At 72.4% G+C, this 17,407-nt stretch carries 16 protein-coding genes; 9 read left to right on the forward strand and 7 right to left on the reverse strand.

Features of this window, described 5'->3' with window-relative positions; genetic code table 11:
• Nucleotides 1-30: 30 nt before the first annotated feature.
• The 5 genes from ACLQ25_RS11185 to ACLQ25_RS11205 are packed head-to-tail and all read right to left on the reverse strand — an operon-like array spanning nucleotide 31 to nucleotide 4,105.
• Nucleotides 31-732 (reverse strand): NUDIX hydrolase, encoded by a 702-nt coding sequence (locus tag ACLQ25_RS11185; RefSeq protein ID WP_425730812.1) that lies wholly within the window; start codon nucleotides 730-732, stop codon nucleotides 31-33.
• Nucleotides 729-1,373 carry a TlpA family protein disulfide reductase gene (locus ACLQ25_RS11190; RefSeq protein WP_425730883.1) on the reverse strand — a complete coding sequence of 215 codons (645 nt, stop codon included), beginning with the start codon at nucleotides 1,371-1,373 and terminating at the stop codon, nucleotides 729-731. The genes ACLQ25_RS11185 and ACLQ25_RS11190 overlap by 4 nt, the downstream gene beginning before the upstream one ends.
• 5 nt (nucleotides 1,374-1,378) lie before the next feature.
• Nucleotides 1,379-2,167 (reverse strand): endonuclease III, encoded by a 789-nt coding sequence (nth, locus tag ACLQ25_RS11195; RefSeq protein WP_425730813.1) that lies wholly within the window; start codon nucleotides 2,165-2,167, stop codon nucleotides 1,379-1,381.
• Nucleotides 2,168-2,207: 40 nt separating this feature from the next.
• A complete protein-coding gene (locus ACLQ25_RS11200; RefSeq protein WP_425730814.1) occupies nucleotides 2,208-3,386 on the reverse strand; it encodes a CapA family protein in 1,179 nt (392 codons plus the stop codon).
• A 56-nt stretch (nucleotides 3,387-3,442) separates the two neighbouring features.
• Complete coding sequence (locus ACLQ25_RS11205) at nucleotides 3,443-4,105, reverse strand: adenosylcobinamide amidohydrolase (RefSeq protein ID WP_425730815.1); 663 nt, start codon at nucleotides 4,103-4,105, stop codon at nucleotides 3,443-3,445.
• Between the two features lie 143 nt (nucleotides 4,106-4,248).
• On the opposite strand from ACLQ25_RS11205, the gene ACLQ25_RS11210 reads away from it, so the two are divergent.
• From ACLQ25_RS11210 to ACLQ25_RS11250, 9 genes are all read left to right on the forward strand, one after another.
• Nucleotides 4,249-4,926: a Crp/Fnr family transcriptional regulator gene (locus tag ACLQ25_RS11210; protein ID WP_007466162.1), complete on the forward strand. Its 678-nt coding sequence runs from the start codon at nucleotides 4,249-4,251 to the stop codon at nucleotides 4,924-4,926.
• A gap of 134 nt (nucleotides 4,927-5,060) precedes the next feature.
• Complete coding sequence (locus tag ACLQ25_RS11215) at nucleotides 5,061-5,804, forward strand: metallophosphoesterase family protein (RefSeq protein ID WP_425730816.1); 744 nt, start codon at nucleotides 5,061-5,063, stop codon at nucleotides 5,802-5,804.
• A 355-nt stretch (nucleotides 5,805-6,159) separates the two neighbouring features.
• A complete protein-coding gene (locus ACLQ25_RS11220) occupies nucleotides 6,160-6,780 on the forward strand; it encodes a TetR/AcrR family transcriptional regulator (protein ID WP_425730817.1) in 621 nt (206 codons plus the stop codon).
• Between the two features lie 36 nt (nucleotides 6,781-6,816).
• Entirely contained in the window at nucleotides 6,817-7,614 is a 798-nt protein-coding gene (locus ACLQ25_RS11225) for a TIGR03084 family metal-binding protein (protein ID WP_425730818.1), read from the forward strand.
• Between the two features lie 56 nt (nucleotides 7,615-7,670).
• The gene (locus ACLQ25_RS11230; RefSeq protein WP_425730884.1) at nucleotides 7,671-9,275 is read left to right on the forward strand and encodes an acyclic terpene utilization AtuA family protein; all 1,605 of its coding nucleotides are present in this window, start codon (nucleotides 7,671-7,673) and stop codon (nucleotides 9,273-9,275) included.
• The gene (locus ACLQ25_RS11235) at nucleotides 9,272-10,468 is read left to right on the forward strand and encodes an acyl-CoA dehydrogenase family protein (RefSeq protein ID WP_425730819.1); all 1,197 of its coding nucleotides are present in this window, start codon (nucleotides 9,272-9,274) and stop codon (nucleotides 10,466-10,468) included. The genes ACLQ25_RS11230 and ACLQ25_RS11235 overlap by 4 nt, the downstream gene beginning before the upstream one ends.
• The gene (locus tag ACLQ25_RS11240) at nucleotides 10,465-12,066 is read left to right on the forward strand and encodes an acyl-CoA carboxylase subunit beta (protein WP_425730820.1); all 1,602 of its coding nucleotides are present in this window, start codon (nucleotides 10,465-10,467) and stop codon (nucleotides 12,064-12,066) included. The genes ACLQ25_RS11235 and ACLQ25_RS11240 overlap by 4 nt, the downstream gene beginning before the upstream one ends.
• A 12-nt stretch (nucleotides 12,067-12,078) precedes the next feature.
• Nucleotides 12,079-14,073: a biotin carboxylase N-terminal domain-containing protein gene (locus ACLQ25_RS11245; RefSeq protein WP_425730821.1), complete on the forward strand. Its 1,995-nt coding sequence runs from the start codon at nucleotides 12,079-12,081 to the stop codon at nucleotides 14,071-14,073.
• Nucleotides 14,073-15,236, forward strand: coding sequence for an acyl-CoA dehydrogenase family protein (locus tag ACLQ25_RS11250; RefSeq protein ID WP_425730822.1), 1,164 nt, complete (start codon nucleotides 14,073-14,075; stop codon nucleotides 15,234-15,236). Before ACLQ25_RS11245 ends, ACLQ25_RS11250 begins: the two co-directional genes overlap by 1 nt.
• Here the strand turns inward: ACLQ25_RS11250 and ACLQ25_RS11255 are convergent.
• On the reverse strand, nucleotides 15,230-16,393 hold the full coding sequence (locus ACLQ25_RS11255) for a hypothetical protein (protein WP_425730823.1): 1,164 nt from the start codon (nucleotides 16,391-16,393) through the stop codon (nucleotides 15,230-15,232). The genes ACLQ25_RS11250 and ACLQ25_RS11255 overlap by 7 nt on opposite strands.
• On the reverse strand, nucleotides 16,390-17,331 hold the full coding sequence (locus ACLQ25_RS11260; protein WP_425730824.1) for a transporter substrate-binding domain-containing protein: 942 nt from the start codon (nucleotides 17,329-17,331) through the stop codon (nucleotides 16,390-16,392). The genes ACLQ25_RS11255 and ACLQ25_RS11260 overlap by 4 nt, the downstream gene beginning before the upstream one ends.
• Nucleotides 17,332-17,407 lie beyond the last annotated feature (76 nt).

Below are 17,407 nucleotides of genomic sequence, written 5' to 3' on the forward strand. Positions count from 1 at the left end.
GACCGTCGCTTGCGGAAGGTGACCGGGTGGTCAGCGCAGGGCGGCCTCGTCGGCCTCGTCGGCCTCGTCGGTGCCGGCCGACGGCGCGGGAGTGGCGCCCGTGGGCGGCAGGTCGACGAGCCGTCCGGGCGACCACGGGCGGGCCCAACCGCCCATCTCGAGCAGGGCCGCCAACACCCCGGCGGTGAAGCCCCAGACGAGCATGCCGCGCGACGAGAAGGCCGGCCCCACCCAGCCGCTGGGATGGCGGACCCGCAGCCGGTTGGCCGGGTCGACCAGTTCGCGGATCGGCAGTCGTGCCACGTGGGCCACCTCGGCGGGCTCCCGGGGGTGCACCGGATGCGGGTCGTGCCACCAGGCCAGCACCGGGGTGACCAGGAAGTCGCTGACCGGAATCCACAGCTTCGGCAGCTCGGCCAGCACGGTCACGCTGGCCGGGTCGAGACCGACCTCCTCGTTGGCCTCGCGGAGCGCGGTGGCCCGGGCGTCGGCGTCCTCCGGGTCGGCCGCCCCGCCGGGAAAGGCCGGCTGGCCGGCATGGTTACGCAGGGTGGCGGCCCGTTGCAGGATCAGCACGTCCGGTCCGGTGTCGGGCTGCTCACCGAGCAACACCAGCACGGCGCTCTCCCGGCCACCCTCGGCGGGGGTGGTGAGGCGGGTGAAGTCCTCGACGCGGGCCGTGCCCAGTCGGCTCAGCAGCGGGTCGATCCAGCCGGGCGGTCGACGGGTCACGCCGCCACGCCCAGGTGCTGGCGTACCAGCGTGGTGAGCGAGGCGTCGTCGAGGGCTCCGGTGGCGTCGATGTGCCGGATCCGACCCCCCGCGTCGACGAAGAGGGTCAACGGGAAGGCGTTGCGCCTCAGTTCCCGTTGCAGCGCGTCACCCTGGTCGACGAGGATCGGAAACCGTACGCCGAAGTCCTCGCCGATGGACTGGGCGCCGCTCCGGCTGTCGCGGGTGTTGACACCGACCACCTGGAGCCGACCGGTGGTCCGCTCGCTGAGCCGCTGGAAGGCCGGCAGTTCCTTGCGGCACGGCCCGCACCAGGAGGCCCACACGTTGATCACGGCTGGCCCGGCCACGTCCCGCAGCGCCACCGGCGCACCGCCGGTGAAGCAGGCCAGGGTCAACGCCGGCAACTCCGGCCCGTCCGCAGCCGCAGTGGTCGCGGCCGGCGGGGTGGAGACAGCCCCGGGGCTGGGTGTCGGCGGCGCATTCAACGTGCCGCAGTCCCGGAAGGGCGACGGTCGTTCGGCGGCGGCGGCCGACTTGGGTTTGGGGTCGTCGGCCGGGCTGACGGTGCAACCGCCGACGAACAGCGCGAGCGGCACGGCGAGCAGGGCGAGCCGCCGGGTGGCCGCACCCGTGAGCAGGCGGTTCACGGCACCTCCGCGGCGACCGCCTGCGGCGGCACCAGATCCGGGTCGACCCCGGCCGCCACGGCCAGGTCACGCGCCCGGGGGCCCTTGAGCAGCTTGGCGGCGGCGGCCGGCTCGGTCGGTCCGGTGCCGTACGAGGGGCAGAGCTTCGCGAGCGTGCACGCCCCGCAGGCCGGTTTGCGGGCGTGGCAGACCCGCCGCCCGTGGAAGATGATCCGGTGCGACAGCATCGTCCGGTCGCGCTTGGGGTACAGCGCGCCGATCGCGTGCTCGATCTTGACCGGGTCGGTCTCGGTGGTCAGCCGCCACCGGTGCACCAGCCGCTGGAAGTGCGTGTCGACGGTGATACCGGGCACGTCGAAGGCGTTGCCGAGGATGACGTTGGCGGTCTTGCGGCCGATCCCGGGGAGCGTCACCAGGTCGGCGAGCCGGCCGGGAACCTGGCCGTCGTACCTGTCGACGAGGGCCTGCCCGAGCTTGAGCAGCGAGTCCGTCTTGTTGCGGTAGAACCCGGTGGGCCGGATCAGCTCCTCCATCTCGCCCCGGTCGGCACCGGCGTACGCGGCGGCGTCCGGGTAGCGGGCGAAGAGCTTCGGGGTGACCTCGTTGACCTTCTTGTCGGTGCACTGGGCGGACAGGATGGTGGCGACGGACAGCTCCAGCGCGTTGGAGTGGTCCAGCTCGCAGTGCGCGTCGGGGTGCGTCTCGGTCAGCACCCGGCCGATCTTGCGGGCGCGACGGGTGCGCCCGAGGTCGGTCTCGCTGGCGCCGGGAGGGCTACTGGTCACGACGGTCAGCCTACGTCGCACCCCGGACGTTCCTCCCGGGTCAACCGCCGGTCGGCGCGGTGATCCTGCCCTGCCCGTCGAGCCGGGCCCCGCTCCTGGGGAAGTCGGTGCGGCTCAGTTCGGTGACGAGCCCCAGGCCCCGGTCGTCCGGGTCCATCGTCGGCTTGCCGGCCGAGTTCATGTACGTCGAGGTGAACGAGCCGCCGCTCCAGCTCCCGTCGGGTTTGAGCGACACCTTCAGCACACCTCCCCAGCCCAGCCGGCCGGCGTTGCTCAGCGAGTTGCCGCCCCCGGCGAAGTTGCCCAGGCTGTACGCGATCAGCCGCCCCTTGTAGAACTCCATGCCCCGCAGGACGTGCGGCCCGTGCCCGACGATCAGGTCCGCGCCCGCGTCGATCATGGCGTGGGAGAACTTGACGGGATCGCCCCGGTTCTCGCCCAGGAACAGCTCGGTGCCCGGCTTCACCCGGGTCTTGTCCGCTCCCTCGCCGCCCATGTGCACCTGCACCACGACGAGATCGGCCATGGTGGCCGCCTTAGCGACCACCGTCTTGGCCTTGGCGATGTCGACCAGGCTGTTGGACCACACGTACGAGGAGAAGCCGGCCACGGCGACCTTGACGCCCTTGACGTCGACCACGGTGATCTCGTCCGGCGCGCCGGTGTGTTCCAGGTCGTACTTCTCCAGCGCCTGCTGCGTGTTCTGGTAGCCCTTCGGCCCGTAGTCGTAACCGTGGTTGTTGGCCTGGTTGAGCACCCGGAACCCGGCGTCACGCAGGTGCGCCGCGTACTCGGGCGGCGCACGGAACTGGAAGCAGCGGGTGGAGTTGGCCCCGCACTTGCCGGTGCCGGTGTCCACCGTCAGCGGCTCCTCCAGGTTGCCCATGACCAGGTCGGCCTTGAGCGCCCCGGTGACCGAGTCGAAGAATCCCTTTCCACCGGCGGCGGGCAGCCGACCGGGGGCGTTGCCCATGATGATGTCGCCGGTCGCGGAGAGCAAGATGGCGCCGCCCCCGCTGGAGGCCGTCGCGCCGCCACTGGCCTTGGGGCCGGCCGTGCTCAGCGGCGCGCCCGTGCCACCGCCACCGGCGCCGGGCTGCCACACCGGGGCGTCTCCGCTGTCGGCGCAGCCGGCGACGAGCAGGGCGGCCAGCAGCGCCGCGAGGCCGACGGTGACGCGGCGTAACGGGCGGGACACGGAAGGGGCGGTAGCGTACATCGCCCGCGACCCTACCGACCTCGGAACGCGCCGACGAGGGCCGATCGGTCGGAAGTTCAGCCGGTCAGCCGGTCTGACCAGGGCACGACCGGCCGCTCGCCGCCCGCGCGCACGGCGGCGTGGACGGCTCGGGCCAACGGGGCGCCCCATGTCGAGCGTGGCCCCCCGTACGCGGCCTCCGGCCCGTCCACCGGGCAGAGCACGGTGACCGCGTCGGTGGGGGTGCCCGTCCCGGGCAGTCCCAGCTCCCCGATCGCCTGGGTCTTCGCCTCGGTGGCGGTGGCGACGGCGTTGACGAGCGCCGAGTCGGCGAGCCGGGCCGGCACGTACACCACGATGTTGACCGTGCCCACCCGTTGGGTGAGCGCTCCCGCGGCCGGCGCGGCGGCGGGCACCGGCGTGCCGAGCCCGACGGTCGCCCACGCCCGCACCCCGGTGTCCGTCCGGGTCACCACCTCGGTCACGTCGACGCCGGTCAGCAAACCCACCCCGGGCCCGTCCAGGGCCAGGTCCGCGGCGAGTGCGGCCAGGTGGGCGGCGGGGTCTTCCCGGTCGTACGACATGGGCACGGTCGCGTTCAGCACCCACCGCCGGACGCCGACGCCACCACCGAGCGGGCCGCTGCTGACCGCCCGCAGGGGCCCGTCGGCCCGCCAGACGAGCAGCGGTACGTTTCGCCCGCCCTCGACGCGGCTGGCCAGAATCGGGTCCCTCAGCACGTCGGGCAGGTTACGCCCACCGATCAAGATTCCAGGGGCGACCTCTGATTCGTGCTCACGTGCGCCTAGACTTGGCGGCGCGCGAGGGGATCAGCGGACGGCGGCCCCGGCCGACGGACGGCACGCGCAACCGGAGGTGCGCAATGGACGAGGTACTGGCCCGCAGCGGGATCTTCCAGGGTGTCGACCCGGAAGCTGCCGAGGCGCTCGCCAAGGAGATGGAGACGATCGAGGTCCGCAAGGGCGAGATCGTCTTCAATGAGGGCGAGCCCGGTGACAGCCTCTACATCCTGCTGTCCGGGAAGATCAAGGTCGGCCGCCGGGCGGCGGACGGCCGGCAGAACCTGATCGCGGTGATGGGCCCGTCGGACATGGTCGGCGAGCTGTCGCTCTTCGACCCGGGTCCGCGTACGGCGACCGCCACCGCGGTGACCGACACCCGGCTGGTACGGCTGCGCAAGCAGGCACTGCGGCCGTGGCTCAACAACCGCCCGGAGATCGCCGAGCAGCTGCTCCGCGTACTCGCGCGGCGGCTGCGCCGGACCAACGACTCGCTCGCCGACCTGATCTTCACGGACGTGCCGGGCCGGGTGGCGAAGAACCTGCTCCAGATGGCCGGCCGCTTCGGCACCCGCGACGGCGGCGTCCTGCGCGTGACCCACGACCTCACCCAGGAGGAGATCGCCCAGCTCGTCGGCGCCTCCCGGGAGACGGTCAACAAGGCGCTGGCCGACTTCGCCTCGCGCGGCTGGCTGCGGCTGGACGGCAAGAGCATCATCATCCTGGACCCGGAGCGTCTGGCCCGCCGCGCCCGCGTCTGAGACATCGGTACGTCCCCGCCTTCCGTCGCCGACGGCAAGGCGGGGACGTCTTTGTCTGCCCGTTTGTCCGCCCGCTTGTCTGCCCGGCGCAGAATCGCTGGTTCGGGACGGCTGGCGGGGTGAAGTGTAGGGCCATGCTGAACCGGGTTGCCGTGCTCTCCGACATCCATGGTGTGCTGCCCGCGCTGGAGGCGGTGCTGGCCGAGCCGGACGTCGCCGCCGCCGACCTCATCGTGCTGACCGGCGACATCGCGGCCGGTCCGCAGCCGGTCGAGGTGCTGGACGTGCTCGCCGGGCTCGGTGACCGGGCCTGCTGGGTGGGCGGCAACTGCGAACGTGAGCTGGTCGAGGCGCGTGCGGGCCGCCCCGCCTCGATCGAGGTGTCGAACTGGGCCGCCGGCCAGCTTCGGGACGATCAGGTAGACCGGCTGGCCGCGCTGCCCGCGACCGTGACGCTGGAGATCGACGGCCTGGGCACGACGCTGTTCTGCCACGCGACGCCCCGCGACGACGAGGAGATGGTGCTCGTCGACTCCCGGATGGCGCGCTGGGCGGAGGTGTTCGCCGGCCTGCCGGCCGAGGTCTCCACGGTCGTCTGCGGTCACACCCACATGCCCTTCACCCGGCTGGTCGACCGACGGCTGGTCGTCAACCCGGGCAGCGTCGGCATGCCGTACGGGGGCGCGGGCGCGTGGTGGGCCCTGCTCGGGCCGGGCGTCCAGCTCCGCTGTACCGCCTTCGACGTGGACGCGGCCTGCGCCCGCGTGGCGACGGAGTCGGGCTATCCGGACGCCGCCGCGTGGGCCGACGAGTACCTGCGCTCCCAACACAGCGACGCCGACGCGCTCGCCGTCTTCGGCCCCCACGACGGCCGCTGACCCGAGCCGGCGCCGGGGGGCCGTCCCTCAACGAACCCCGTTGGACCCCCGTTGATCATGAAGTTATTGCCCTGCTGCACGGCGTGTCGGGACAATAACTTCATGATCAACGCGAGTGGGGGCCCTCGGGGGTGCAGGGTCCGGGCGCCTTTGGAGCTGAATCGTCAACGACATCAGCGCGAGCGATAGCAGGTCCGCCGCCGGCAACGCCCGAGCGATTCGTTTGTGACATCAGCTCCAAAGCGAGTGCGCACCAGGTGCCGACCCCGCACCGCGTGCAGCCTGCCCGCACGACGCACGACCTTCACAAAAAGTCAGTCTTGACTGTTTGTTTCTGAGGCCACAGGCTGTTCGCGTGCCTCCCGCATCGACCCCCGCCGCATCGACGCGCGCTCCCCAGCAGGAGCGCAGTCGCGCCACCCGGACCCGCCTGCTGGAGGCCACTGTCGACTGCCTCATCGAGCACGGCTGGTCCGGCACCACGACCACCGTCGTGGCCGCCCGGGCCGGCGTCTCGCGGGGTGCCCAGTTGCACCACTACCCCACGAAGGCCGCGCTGGTCACGGCCGCCGTGGCGCACTTGGCCGAACGCCGCGCCGACGAGCTGCGCACCGAGGCCGAGGCGTTGCCGGCCGGCCCGCAGCGGCTGGACCGGGTGATCGATCTGCTCGGGGTGGCCTTCACCGGGCCGCTCTTCGTCGCCGCGCTCGAACTGTGGGTGGCGGCCCGCACCGACCGCGAGCTTCGCGACGCCCTCGTGCCGCTGGAGGCGACGGTCGGCCGGGAGATGCACCGACTCACCGTCGCGCTGCTCGGGGTCGACGAGCGCCGACCTGGCGTCCGCGAGGCGGTGCAGGCCACCCTCGACCTGATGCGCGGGCTCGGAGTGGCCAACCTGCTCAGCGACGACTCGGCCCGCCGTACCGCCCTGCTCGTCACCTGGAAACGTCAGCTCGCCACCCTGCTCACGCCCTGACCCCGGCCGTCGGGGCCCGCACCGACCGGAGGCACCATGGTCGACCTCAGTGACCTGCTCGCGGATCTGACCGACGAGTGCGCCGACCTGGACGCGCTGGTCGCGCCGCTGTCCGTGGCCGACTGGGCCCACCCGACCCCGGCGGCGGGCTGGACCATCGCGCACCAGATCGCCCACCTGGCCTGGACCGACCACATGGCGCTGCTGGCCGCCACCGACGCCGAGGCGTTCTACGCGACGGTGACCGGAGCGCCGGACGTGACCAGGCTGGTGGACGCCGGGGTCGACGAGTTCCTGGCACCACCCGCCGACCTGCTGGCCCGCTGGCGGGCCGGCCGGGCCGCGCTCGTCGACGCACTGGCCGCCGTTCCGGCCGGTGAGAAACTGCCCTGGTACGGCACCCGGATGTCGGCCAGCTCGATGGCGACCGCCCGGATGATGGAGACGTGGGCGCACGGTGAGGACGTCGCCGACGCCCTCGGTGTCGTCCGTCCGGCCACCGACCGCCTCCGCCACGTGGCGCACCTCGGTGTGCGTACCCTCGGGCACGGCTTCGCCGCCCACGGTCGTGCCGTACCAGCGTCGCCGGTCCGGGTCGAGCTGGCCGCGCCCGGCGGCGACACCTGGGTCTGGGGGCCGGCGGACGCCGCCGACCGGGTGAGCGGTCCGGCCCGGGACTTCTGTCTCCTGGTCACCCAGCGCCGGCACCGGGCGGATCTCGCCCTGCGGCCCACCGGCCCGGTCGCCGACGAGTGGCTCGACGTGGCCCAGGCCTTCGCCGGACCGCCGGGCGACGGCCGGGTGCCAGCCAGCGGAGACGGGGTACGCCCGTGATCCGTATCGGCAACGCCTGCGGCTTCTACGGTGACCGGTTCACCGCCTGGCGGGAGATGCTCGACGGCGGCGAGCTGGACGTGCTGACCGGCGACTACCTGGCCGAGTTGACCATGCTGATCCTCGGTCGGGACCGGCTGCGCGACCCCGACCTCGGCTACGCGAAGACGTTCCTGCGCCAGGCGGAGACGTGCCTCGGCACGGCCCTCGGCCGGGGGGTACGGATCGTGACCAACGCCGGCGGGCTGAACCCGGCCGGCCTGGCCGCCGCCATCGAGGCGCTCGCCGGCCGCCTGGGCCTGGCGGCGAAGGTCGGGTACGTCGAGGGCGACGCGCTCCAACGGGCCGACGCGCTCACCGCGAACGCGTACCTGGGCGCGTTCGGGATCGCCGCCTGCCTCGACGCCGGGGCCGACGTGGTCGTGACGGGTCGGGTCACCGACGCGTCGCTGGTGGTGGGCCCGGCCATCACACGGTACGGGTGGAGTCGCGACGACCTCGACGAGCTGGCCGGGGCCACCGTCGCGGGGCACCTCCTCGAATGCGGCGCACAGGTCACCGGCGGCAACTTCAGCTTCTTCACGGAGCTGCCCGACGGCGGGCACCGGCCCGGCTTTCCGATCGCCGAGGTGCACCCCGACGGTTCCGCCGTACTCACCAAGCACCCGGACACCGGTGGCGCGGTCACCGTGGAGACCGTCACCGCCCAGCTTCTGTACGAGGTCGGCGGGCCGGCGTACCTGGGGCCGGATGTGGTCACCCGGCTGGACACGGTGACACTGCACCCCGACGGACCGGACCGGGTGCGCGTGACCGGCGTGCGGGGTACCCCGCCACCACCCACTCTCAAGGTGGGCGTCAACAACCTCGGCGGCTTCCGGAACTCGATGACGTTCGTCCTGTGCGGCCTCGACATCGAGGCGAAGGCGGCCCTGGTACGGGGGCAGATCGCGGAGGCGGTCGGCAGTGCCGGGCTGGAGTTCACGCTCGCCCGCACCGATCACCCCGACGCCGCCGACACCGAGGCGGCCAGCGCCCTGCTGCACGTACACCTGCGCGACAGCGACCGTACGCGGGCCGGGCGGGTCTTCTCGGCCGCCGCCGTGGAGCTGGCCCTGGCCTCATACCCGGGTTGCACGCTGACCACCCTGCCGGGCGACGCCACCCCGTACGGCGTCTTCACCGCCGACACCGTGCCGCAGGACGAGGTGGCGCAGGTGGCGGTCCTGCCCGGCGGCGAGCGGGTGGCGATCGCCCCGCCGGTCCGCACGGCCCCGATCGCGCCGGACGAGGCGGCGTCGGCCGGCGACGCGGCGGTCACCGGCCCGACCCGGCGCGGAGCGCTCGGTGAGCTGGTCGGCGCGCGCTCGGGCGACAAGGGCGGGGACGCCAACCTCGGCGTCTGGGCGCGCTCCGATGCCGGGTACGCCTGGCTGCGCGCCTGGTTGACCGTCGAGCGGCTGGCCGGGCTGCTGCCGGAGACGGCGCCGCTGGCCGTCCGCCGCTACGAGCTGCCGAACCTGCGCGCGGTGAACTTCGTGATCGAGGGCCTGCTCGGGGCCGGGGTCGCCGCGTCCACCCGGTTCGATCCACAGGCCAAGGCGCTCGGTGAGTTGCTCCGCGCGCGGATCGTCGACCTACCGGCGGAGGTCGCCCGATGAGCATCGTGGACACGCCGGAGCGTCGACAGCTCCGCGAGTTGACCCGGGCGTTCGTGACCCGGGAGGTGCTGCCGCACCTGGACGACTGGGAGCGGGCCGGCGAGGTCCCCCGGGCCCTGCACGCCACGGCCGCGAAGCTGGGCCTGCTCGGCATCGGCTTTCCCGAGTCGGTCGGCGGCAGCGGCGGCGACCTACTCGACTCGATCATCGTGACCGAGGAGCTGATCCGTTCCGGCGGGTCGTCCGGGCTGGTCGCGGCCCTGTTCACGCACGGCATCGCGCTGCCGCACATGGTCGCCGCCGCCGGTGCCCATACCGGCGGATCGCTTGGCGGTCGATTCGCCGGCGTCCCGTCTCCGGGTGACGACGGCCTGATCGAGCGGTACGTCCGACCCACCCTGGCCGGCACGATGATCGGCGCCCTGGCCATCACCGAGCCGGACGGCGGTTCGGACGTGGCCGGCATCCGCACGACCGCCCGCCGCGACGGCGACCACTACGTGGTGAACGGGTCGAAGACCTACATCACCAGCGGTCACCGGGCCGACTTCGTGACGACGGCGGTGTGCACGGATTTCCCGGGAAGCGGCAACCTGACCCTGCTCGTGATCGACAAGGACTCGCCCGGATTCACCGTGGGACGCCGGTTGGAGAAGTTGGGCTGGCACTGCTCCGACACCGCCGAGCTGTCCTTCGTGGATGTACGGGTGCCCGTGACCAACCGGATCGGCGCGGAGAACACCGGCTTCCTGGCGATCATGCAGCACTTCGCGGCGGAGCGGCTCTCGCTGGCCACGCAGGCGTACGCGACCGCGCAACGCTGTGTGGAGCTGGCGGTGCGCTGGTGCCGGGACCGGCAGACCTTCGGGCGTCCGCTGGTCGGCCGGCAGGTGGTCCGGCACCGGTTGGCCGAGATGCACACGCGGGCCGAGGCCGCCCGGTCGTACGTCCACGAGGTGGCCGCCCGGGTAGCTGCGGGCGAGCCGGTGGTGACCGAGGTGGCGATGGCGAAGAACGTGGCCGTGGCCGCCTGCGACCACGTGGTCGACCAGGCGCTGCAACTGCACGGTGGCTTCGGCTACCTGCGCGACGCCGAGGTGGAACGGCACTACCGCGACGCGCGGATCCTCGGCATCGGCGGCGGCACCACCGAGATCATGAACGAGATCATCGCGAAGGGCATGGGCCTATGACCGTCTTGGACAGCGCGATCGACCCGTCCGCGCCCGCGTATGCGGCGAACCGGGCGGCCCTGGTGGAGCGGCTGGCCGAGCTGGACGCCGCGCTCGACCAGGCGCGCGCGGGCGGCGGTGAGAAGTACGTGTCGCGGCACCACGCGCGCGGCAAGCTGCTGCCCCGGGAGCGGATCGAGTTGCTGGTCGACGCCGACAGCCCGTTCCTCGAACTGTCGCCGGTGGCCGCCTACGGCACGGACTTCCCGGTCGGGGCCAGCGTGGTCACCGGCATCGGGGTCGTCGAGGGCGTGGAGTGCCTGATCGTCGCCAACGACCCGACCGTACGCGGCGGCGCGGTCAATCCGTGGTCCCTCGCCAAGACCCGGCGGGCCGGTGAGATCGCCCTGGCCAACCGGCTGCCCATGGTCAACCTGGTCGAGTCGGCCGGGGCGGACCTGCCCACCCAGGCGGAGATCTTCATCCCCGGCGGTCGGGTGTTCCGTGACCTGACCCGCCTCTCGGCGGCGGGCATCCCCACGGTCAGCGTGGTCTTCGGCAACGCGACGGCCGGTGGCGCGTACGTGCCGGGGATGTCGGATCACGTGATCATGATTCGGGACCGGTCACAGGTCTACCTGGCCGGGCCGCCGCTGGTGAAGATGGCCACCGGCGAGGTCACCGACGACGAGTCGCTGGGCGGCTCGGCGATGCACGCCGGCACGTCCGGGTTGGCCGACTACCTGGCCGAGGACGAGCGCGACGGTATCCGTCTGGCCCGTCAGTGCGTACGCCGGCTGAACTGGCGCAAGCGGGGTCCCGCGCCACGTACGGCGGTGCCGCAGCCGCCGAAGTACGACCCGGAGGAGCTGCTGGGCATCGTCAGCTCCGATCTGAAGGTGCCGTTCGACCCGCGTGAGGTGCTGGCCCGCATCCTGGACGGCAGTGACTTCGACGAGTTCAAGCCGGCGTACGGGGACTCGCTGGTCACCGGCTGGGGCGAGCTGCACGGTTATCCGGTGGGCGTGCTGGCCAACGCGCGGGGGGTGCTGTTCAGCGCGGAGGCGCAGAAGGCGGCCCAGTTCATCCAGCTCGCCAACGCCTCCGACACCCCGTTGATCTTCCTACAGAACACCACCGGTTACATGGTCGGCACCGAGTACGAGCAGCGCGGGATCATCAAGCACGGCGCGCTGATGATCAATGCCGTGTCCAACTCGACGGTGCCGCACCTCACGGTGAACCTCGGGGCCTCGTACGGGGCCGGCAACTACGGCATGTGCGGTCGGGCGTACGAGCCGAGGTTCCTGTTCGCCTGGCCGAACGCCAAGTCGGCGGTGATGGGCCCGGCGCAGCTCGCCGGCGTGCTGTCGATCGTGGCCCGGCAGGCGGCCGCCGCCCGTGGACGTGCCTACGACGAGGAGTCCGACGCGGCGATGCGGATGATGGTCGAGCAGCAGATCGAGTCGCAGTCGGGAGCGCTGTTCCTCTCCGGCCGGCTCTACGACGACGGGGTCATCGACCCTCGGGACACGCGTACCGTCCTCGGGCTCTGCCTATCGGCGATCCACAACGGACCGGTGCAGGGCGCCGACAGCTTCGGCGTCTTCCGGATGTAGAGAGGGCCACCAATGATCACCAGACTGCTCGTGGCCAACCGGGGCGAGATCGCCCGCCGGGTCTTCGCCACCTGCCGGGCGATGGGCGTACAGACCGTCGCCGTGCACTCGGACGCGGACGCCGACGCGCCCTTCGTCGCCGAGGCCGACCAGGCGGTCCGGCTGCCGGGCGCCACGCCGGCCGAGACGTACCTGCGGGTGGATCTCATCCTGGACGCGGCGCGGCGCAGCGGCGCGGACGCCGTCCACCCGGGTTACGGGTTCCTCGCCGAGAACGCGGAGTTCGCGGCGGCGGTGACCGATGCGGGCCTGACCTGGGTCGGTCCGCCGGCCAAGGTCATCGCCGCGATGGGTGACAAGCTGGCGGCGAAGGCGCTGCTCGCCGAGGCGGGCGTGCCAATGCTGCCGAGCTGGACCGGCGCCGACCAGGCCACCGACTTCCCGGTGCTGGTGAAGGCGTCCGCCGGTGGCGGTGGCCGAGGCATGCGGATCGTCCGGGACGCCGCCGAGCTCGCCGAGGCCGTCGCCTCCGCGCGGCGCGAGGCGGCTTCGGCGTTCGGTGACGGCACGGTCTTCATCGAGCGGTACGTCGAGCGCGGCCGGCACGTCGAGGTGCAGATCCTCGGCGACACCCACGGGATCGTGCACGTGCTCGGCGTCCGGGAGTGCTCGATCCAGCGCCGGCACCAGAAGATCATCGAAGAGGCGCCCGGTCTCGTGCCAGCCGAGGTGCGCGAGCGTCTGCACGAGGCGGCCGAGGCCGCCGGACGAGCGGTCGACTACGTGGGCGCGGGCACTGTCGAGTTCCTGTTGACGCCCGACGGGGCGGTCTACTTCCTCGAGATGAACACCCGACTCCAGGTGGAGCATCCGGTCACCGAACTGACCACTCCGGACGGGCTGGACCTGGTCCGGATGCAGGTGCTGGTGGCCGAGGGTGAGCCGCTGCCCGTGCGTCAGCACCATGCCACCGCGCGCGGCCACGCGATCGAGGTGCGGCTCTGCGCCGAGGAGCCGGCGAAGGGTTGGCGGCCCGCCACCGGCACCCTGCACCGCTTCCACGTGCCGGGCGTGGACCGGGAGTTCGGCTGGATCCAGCCGGCGGGCCTGCGACTCGACTCCGGCGTGGTGGCGGGCTCGGTGGTGGGCGTGCACTACGACTCGCTGCTCGCCAAGGTGATCGCCGTGGCGCCGACCCGGTCCGAGGCCATCCGCGCGCTCGCGGGCGCGCTGGCGCGGGCCGAGATCCACGGCGTCGCCACCAACCGGGATCTGCTGGTCCGGGTGCTGGGCAGCCCGGAGTTCGCGGCCGGCGAGATCGACACCGGCTTCCTGGACCGGCACCCGGAGGTCTTCGCGCCACTGCTCCCCGCCGACCAGCTCCCGGTCACCGCGCTCGCCGCCGCGTTGGCCGGCGCCGCACACCGCCGATCGACCGCGCCGGTCCTCGGCGGTCTCCCCTCCGGCTGGCGCAACGTGCCGGCCGTCGGACAGGTCAACCGCTTCACCGGTCCGGACGGCGAGATCGAGGTCCACTACCGGCTCGACCGCACCGGCCGGCTCGCCGAGTGGTCCGTCGAACGCGACACCGATGAGCGAGCCGGCGGCCCGTCCACGGTCGAGCTGGTCGTGGCCACCCCGGACCGCGTGGTCCTCGACGTCGACGGGGTGCGGCGGTCGTACCGCGTACACCGGGTGGGGTCGGAAGTCTTTGTGGACGGCCCGGACGGGGCGGCGAGCCTGGCCGAGCTGCCGCGTCTGCCACTGCCGACCGCGGAGCTGGCCGCCGGGTCGCTGCTCGCGCCACTGCCCGGCGCGGTGACCCGGGTGCACGTCGAGGTCGGCCAGCGCGTCGCAGCGGGCGACCTTCTGCTCACCCTCGAAGCGATGAAGCTGGAACATCCCGTCCTCGCCCCGACCGACGGCGTGGTCGCCGAACTGCCGGTGCCCGCCGGCGGTCAGGTACGGACGGGCGCCGTGCTGGCCGTTATCGGAAAGGACCACTGATGACCATCGACCTCACTTCCGAACAGGACCAGTTGCGCGACGCGGTACGGGCGCTCGGCCGCCGGTACGGGCACGGCTACTTCGTCGAGAAGGCGAAGGCCGGCGAACACACCACCGAGCTGTGGGCCGAGGCGGGCCGGCTCGGCTACCTGGGGGTCAACATCCCCACCGAGTACGGCGGCGGGGGCGGCGGCATCACCGAACTGGCCATCGTCTGCGAGGAGTTGGCGGCGGCCGGCTGCCCGCTGCTGCTGTTGGTGGTGTCCCCGGCCATCGCGGCCACCGTGATCGCCCGACATGGCACCGAGGAACAGCGCAAACGGCACCTGCCCGGTCTCGCCGACGGCTCGGCGAAGATCGTCTTCGCGATCACCGAGCCGGAGGCCGGATCCAACTTCCACCGTCTCGGCACGGCGGCCCGCCGCGACGGCGACGACTGGCTGCTCAACGGCCGCAAGTGCTACATCTCCGGGGTCGACGAGGCGGGCCATGTGCTCGTCGTCGCGAGGACGGAGGACTCCTCCACCGGAAAGCTCAAGCCCGCGCTCTTCATCGTGCCGACCGACGCGGCCGGGCTGACCCGGTCCAAGCTGGACATGGAGATCGTGTCCCCGGAGAACCAGTTCCTGCTCTACCTCGACGACGTGCGGGTGCCCGCCGACGCGCTGGTCGGCGAGTCCCTCGACGCCGGGCTGCCGGCCCTGTTCAGTGGGCTCAACCCCGAGCGGATCACGGTGGCCGCGATGGGTGCCGGCACCGGCCGGTACGCCATCGAGCGCGCCAGCGAGTACACCGCCACCCGCAAGGTCTGGGGTGGCCGGAGCATCGGCTCCCACCAGGGCGTGTCGCATCCGCTGGCGCACGCGGCCGTGCAGGTGGAGCTGGCCCGCCTGATGATCCAGAAGGCGGCCACGCTGTACGACGCCGGCCGTGACCTGGAGGCCGGGGTGGCCGGCAACATGGCCAAGTACGCGGCCGGCGAGGCCGCGGCGCTCGCCGTGGACACCGCCGTGCAGGCCCTCGGCGGGGCCGGCATGACCACCGAGTACGGGGTGGCGACGCTGTTGGGCGCGGTACGGGCGGGTCGGATAGCCCCGGTCAGCCGGGAGATGATCCTCAACTTCGTCGCCCAACATGTCCTGGGTCAGGAGAAGTCCTACTGAGGCGCGGCGGTCAGCCCGGGGGCGCGGCAGGCGGCGTCGATGCGGTGCACCGGGCGGACGCGGCGGCCCAGCCCTTCCAGCAGCGAGTCCTCGACGTGGAAGTCGTGGATGCGCAGCCGGTGCCGGGGCAACTCCTCCTCGCTCGGGCAGAGCACCTGCGCCCGCACGAGGCCGACGGGCACGTACCGGACCCCACCCCGTTCCTGCAGGATCACCATGTTGACGTCGTCGGTGGTCACCACGTGCCCTCGTACGTCCTCGGTCGGGCCGTTCTCGGCGCCCACGGTGGTGACGGTGAGGGGCAGGACCGGTGTGCTGATCACCGGCAGCGCGGCCCAGACCAGCATGACCAGCACCGCCACCTCGGTCACCGACGCCAGCGGACGGATGACCACGCCGGGCAGCGGCCCGGCGATGAACAGCGTCAGCACCGGCGGGACCATCAGCAGCGCCAGCACCAGCAGCTCACCCTCCGCACCGGCGGCGCGCAGCGTGGGCACCATCAGCCACCCGTACCCGGCGAACAGCGCGACGATCGCCAGGACCCGGGGTACGACCCATGCGTGCAACCGCTCCGGCCGGAGCTGGAACGCGGCCGCGAACGCCGGCAGCAGCAGCGGCAGGTAGAGCAGCGGCCAGGTGAGCAGGGCGAGCAGAAAGCTGGCCAGCACGAACCAGGCCGGGGTGAGGTCCGCCCAGCGGGCGAAGAGTGGACGACGTCGGGTGCCGGGTGGCAGGCGCTCCACGCTCACGGCCAGCACCGCGCCGAGCGCGAAGACGGCGACCAGCCCGGTGGAGAGCAGTCGGGCCGCGGTGGTGAGGAAACCCGCGAGCAGGTTGACCGTCCCGACGTTGGCGACCAGCAACAGGGTTGTCTGTAGCTCGCCGCCCGCCTCCACCCCGAGCCGGAGCACCGAGAAGATCGCCGGCACGCCCACGACGGCGGTCCAGAACGACTGGCTGGCCCGCGCCCGCCGCTCCGCCGGGTCCCACCGCACCGGCACGGCGTCGGCGACGCGGTCCGTGTCGCCGATGGGTTCGGCGCGCGGCCTCTCGTCGGCGTCCGGATCCACGTGGTCGGTCGGTACGGACGCGCGCGGCGTCGGCACCGGGCCGTCGGCGCCCGCGTCACCGGTCGCGGTCCGCGCCGCGCTCACCGCGGGGGCGCCTTGTCGTCGAAGTCGACAAGCTCCGGTACCTCCAGCGGCTGCGGCTGGCTCCTCTCGACCCGCAGCCACGGGCCCAGGGTCCGGTTGTACGCCGTCTGCCACGGGCTGGCCTGCCCGTCGCGCCCCTGCAGGTAGCTCTTCTGAAGGAAGAACGCGACCAGGTCACGCAGCGCCGGGTCGCCGATCGGCACACCGATGCCCAGCAGCTCACTCGTACCGAAGGGCAGATCGACGATCTCGAACTCCTTCGGGTACGAGGCGAGGAAGCCCGCGAGGATCGTCTCGTCCGAGCTGACCGCGTCGTACCGACCGGCGCGGATGCCGCTCACGCAGTCCCAGACGTCCTTCACCACCAACGCCTTGATTTGGCGCTTCTCCAGCTCGGTCTCGGTGGTGGAGCCGCCGCTGGTGCAGATCTTGTACTTCGGGTTCCGCAGATCCTCGATGGTGCGGATCTCGTCCTTCAGCCGGACCGGCACCAGCACCTCCTGCGTGGTGACGAAGTACGGCCCGGCGAAGCTGACCACCTTCTTGCGCTCCTCGGTCATCGAGAAACTGGACATCACCAGGTCTACGGTGCCGCCCTGCAGGTACGGAATCCGGTCCTCGGTGGCCACCGCCACGAACTCCAACTGCTGCTCGCCCTGGTAGCCGAGGGAAGCGGCGATGTACCGGCCGATCTCGACGTCGAAGCCGATGTGCTGGCCGTTACGGAGGTCGCCCATCAGCGGCTCGTTGGTGGCGACGCCGATGCGCAGCTTGGACTGGCCGTAGATGTGCGACTCACGCATCTTCTCCTGCACGGACGGCAGGTCCGGTTCCTTGCGGCTGTCACACCCGGCGGCGGCTGCCAGGGTGAGGGTCAGGGCAACCGCCAGCGTCGTCGCGACCGAGCGGATCCGGGACTGGGTACTGGGTACGTTCATGGCGACCTCGCTGACAGACCAGCCTGCGGAACACCGAGAGTAGCGAGACCGGTCCACTGCGTACGCATGCCGTTCG

The organism is Micromonospora sp. DT44, assembly GCF_049841635.1.
GTDB lineage: Bacteria > Actinomycetota > Actinomycetes > Mycobacteriales > Micromonosporaceae > Micromonospora.

What these genes read in the sequence shown, in the direction of transcription:
- ACLQ25_RS11200 (WP_425730814.1), bottom strand. Translation starts at nt 3,386, where the DNA reads ATGTACGCTACCGCCCCTTCCGTGTCCCGCCCGTTACGCCGCGTCACC.
- ACLQ25_RS11210 (WP_007466162.1), top strand. Translation starts at nt 4,249, where the DNA reads ATGGACGAGGTACTGGCCCGCAGCGGGATCTTCCAGGGTGTCGACCCG.
- ACLQ25_RS11215 (WP_425730816.1), top strand. Translation starts at nt 5,061, where the DNA reads ATGCTGAACCGGGTTGCCGTGCTCTCCGACATCCATGGTGTGCTGCCC.
- ACLQ25_RS11225 (WP_425730818.1), top strand. Translation starts at nt 6,817, where the DNA reads ATGGTCGACCTCAGTGACCTGCTCGCGGATCTGACCGACGAGTGCGCC.
- ACLQ25_RS11230 (WP_425730884.1), top strand. Translation starts at nt 7,671, where the DNA reads ATGCTCGACGGCGGCGAGCTGGACGTGCTGACCGGCGACTACCTGGCC.
- ACLQ25_RS11235 (WP_425730819.1), top strand. Translation starts at nt 9,272, where the DNA reads ATGAGCATCGTGGACACGCCGGAGCGTCGACAGCTCCGCGAGTTGACC.
- ACLQ25_RS11240 (WP_425730820.1), top strand. Translation starts at nt 10,465, where the DNA reads ATGACCGTCTTGGACAGCGCGATCGACCCGTCCGCGCCCGCGTATGCG.
- ACLQ25_RS11245 (WP_425730821.1), top strand. Translation starts at nt 12,079, where the DNA reads ATGATCACCAGACTGCTCGTGGCCAACCGGGGCGAGATCGCCCGCCGG.
- ACLQ25_RS11250 (WP_425730822.1), top strand. Translation starts at nt 14,073, where the DNA reads ATGACCATCGACCTCACTTCCGAACAGGACCAGTTGCGCGACGCGGTA.
- ACLQ25_RS11260 (WP_425730824.1), bottom strand. Translation starts at nt 17,331, where the DNA reads ATGAACGTACCCAGTACCCAGTCCCGGATCCGCTCGGTCGCGACGACG.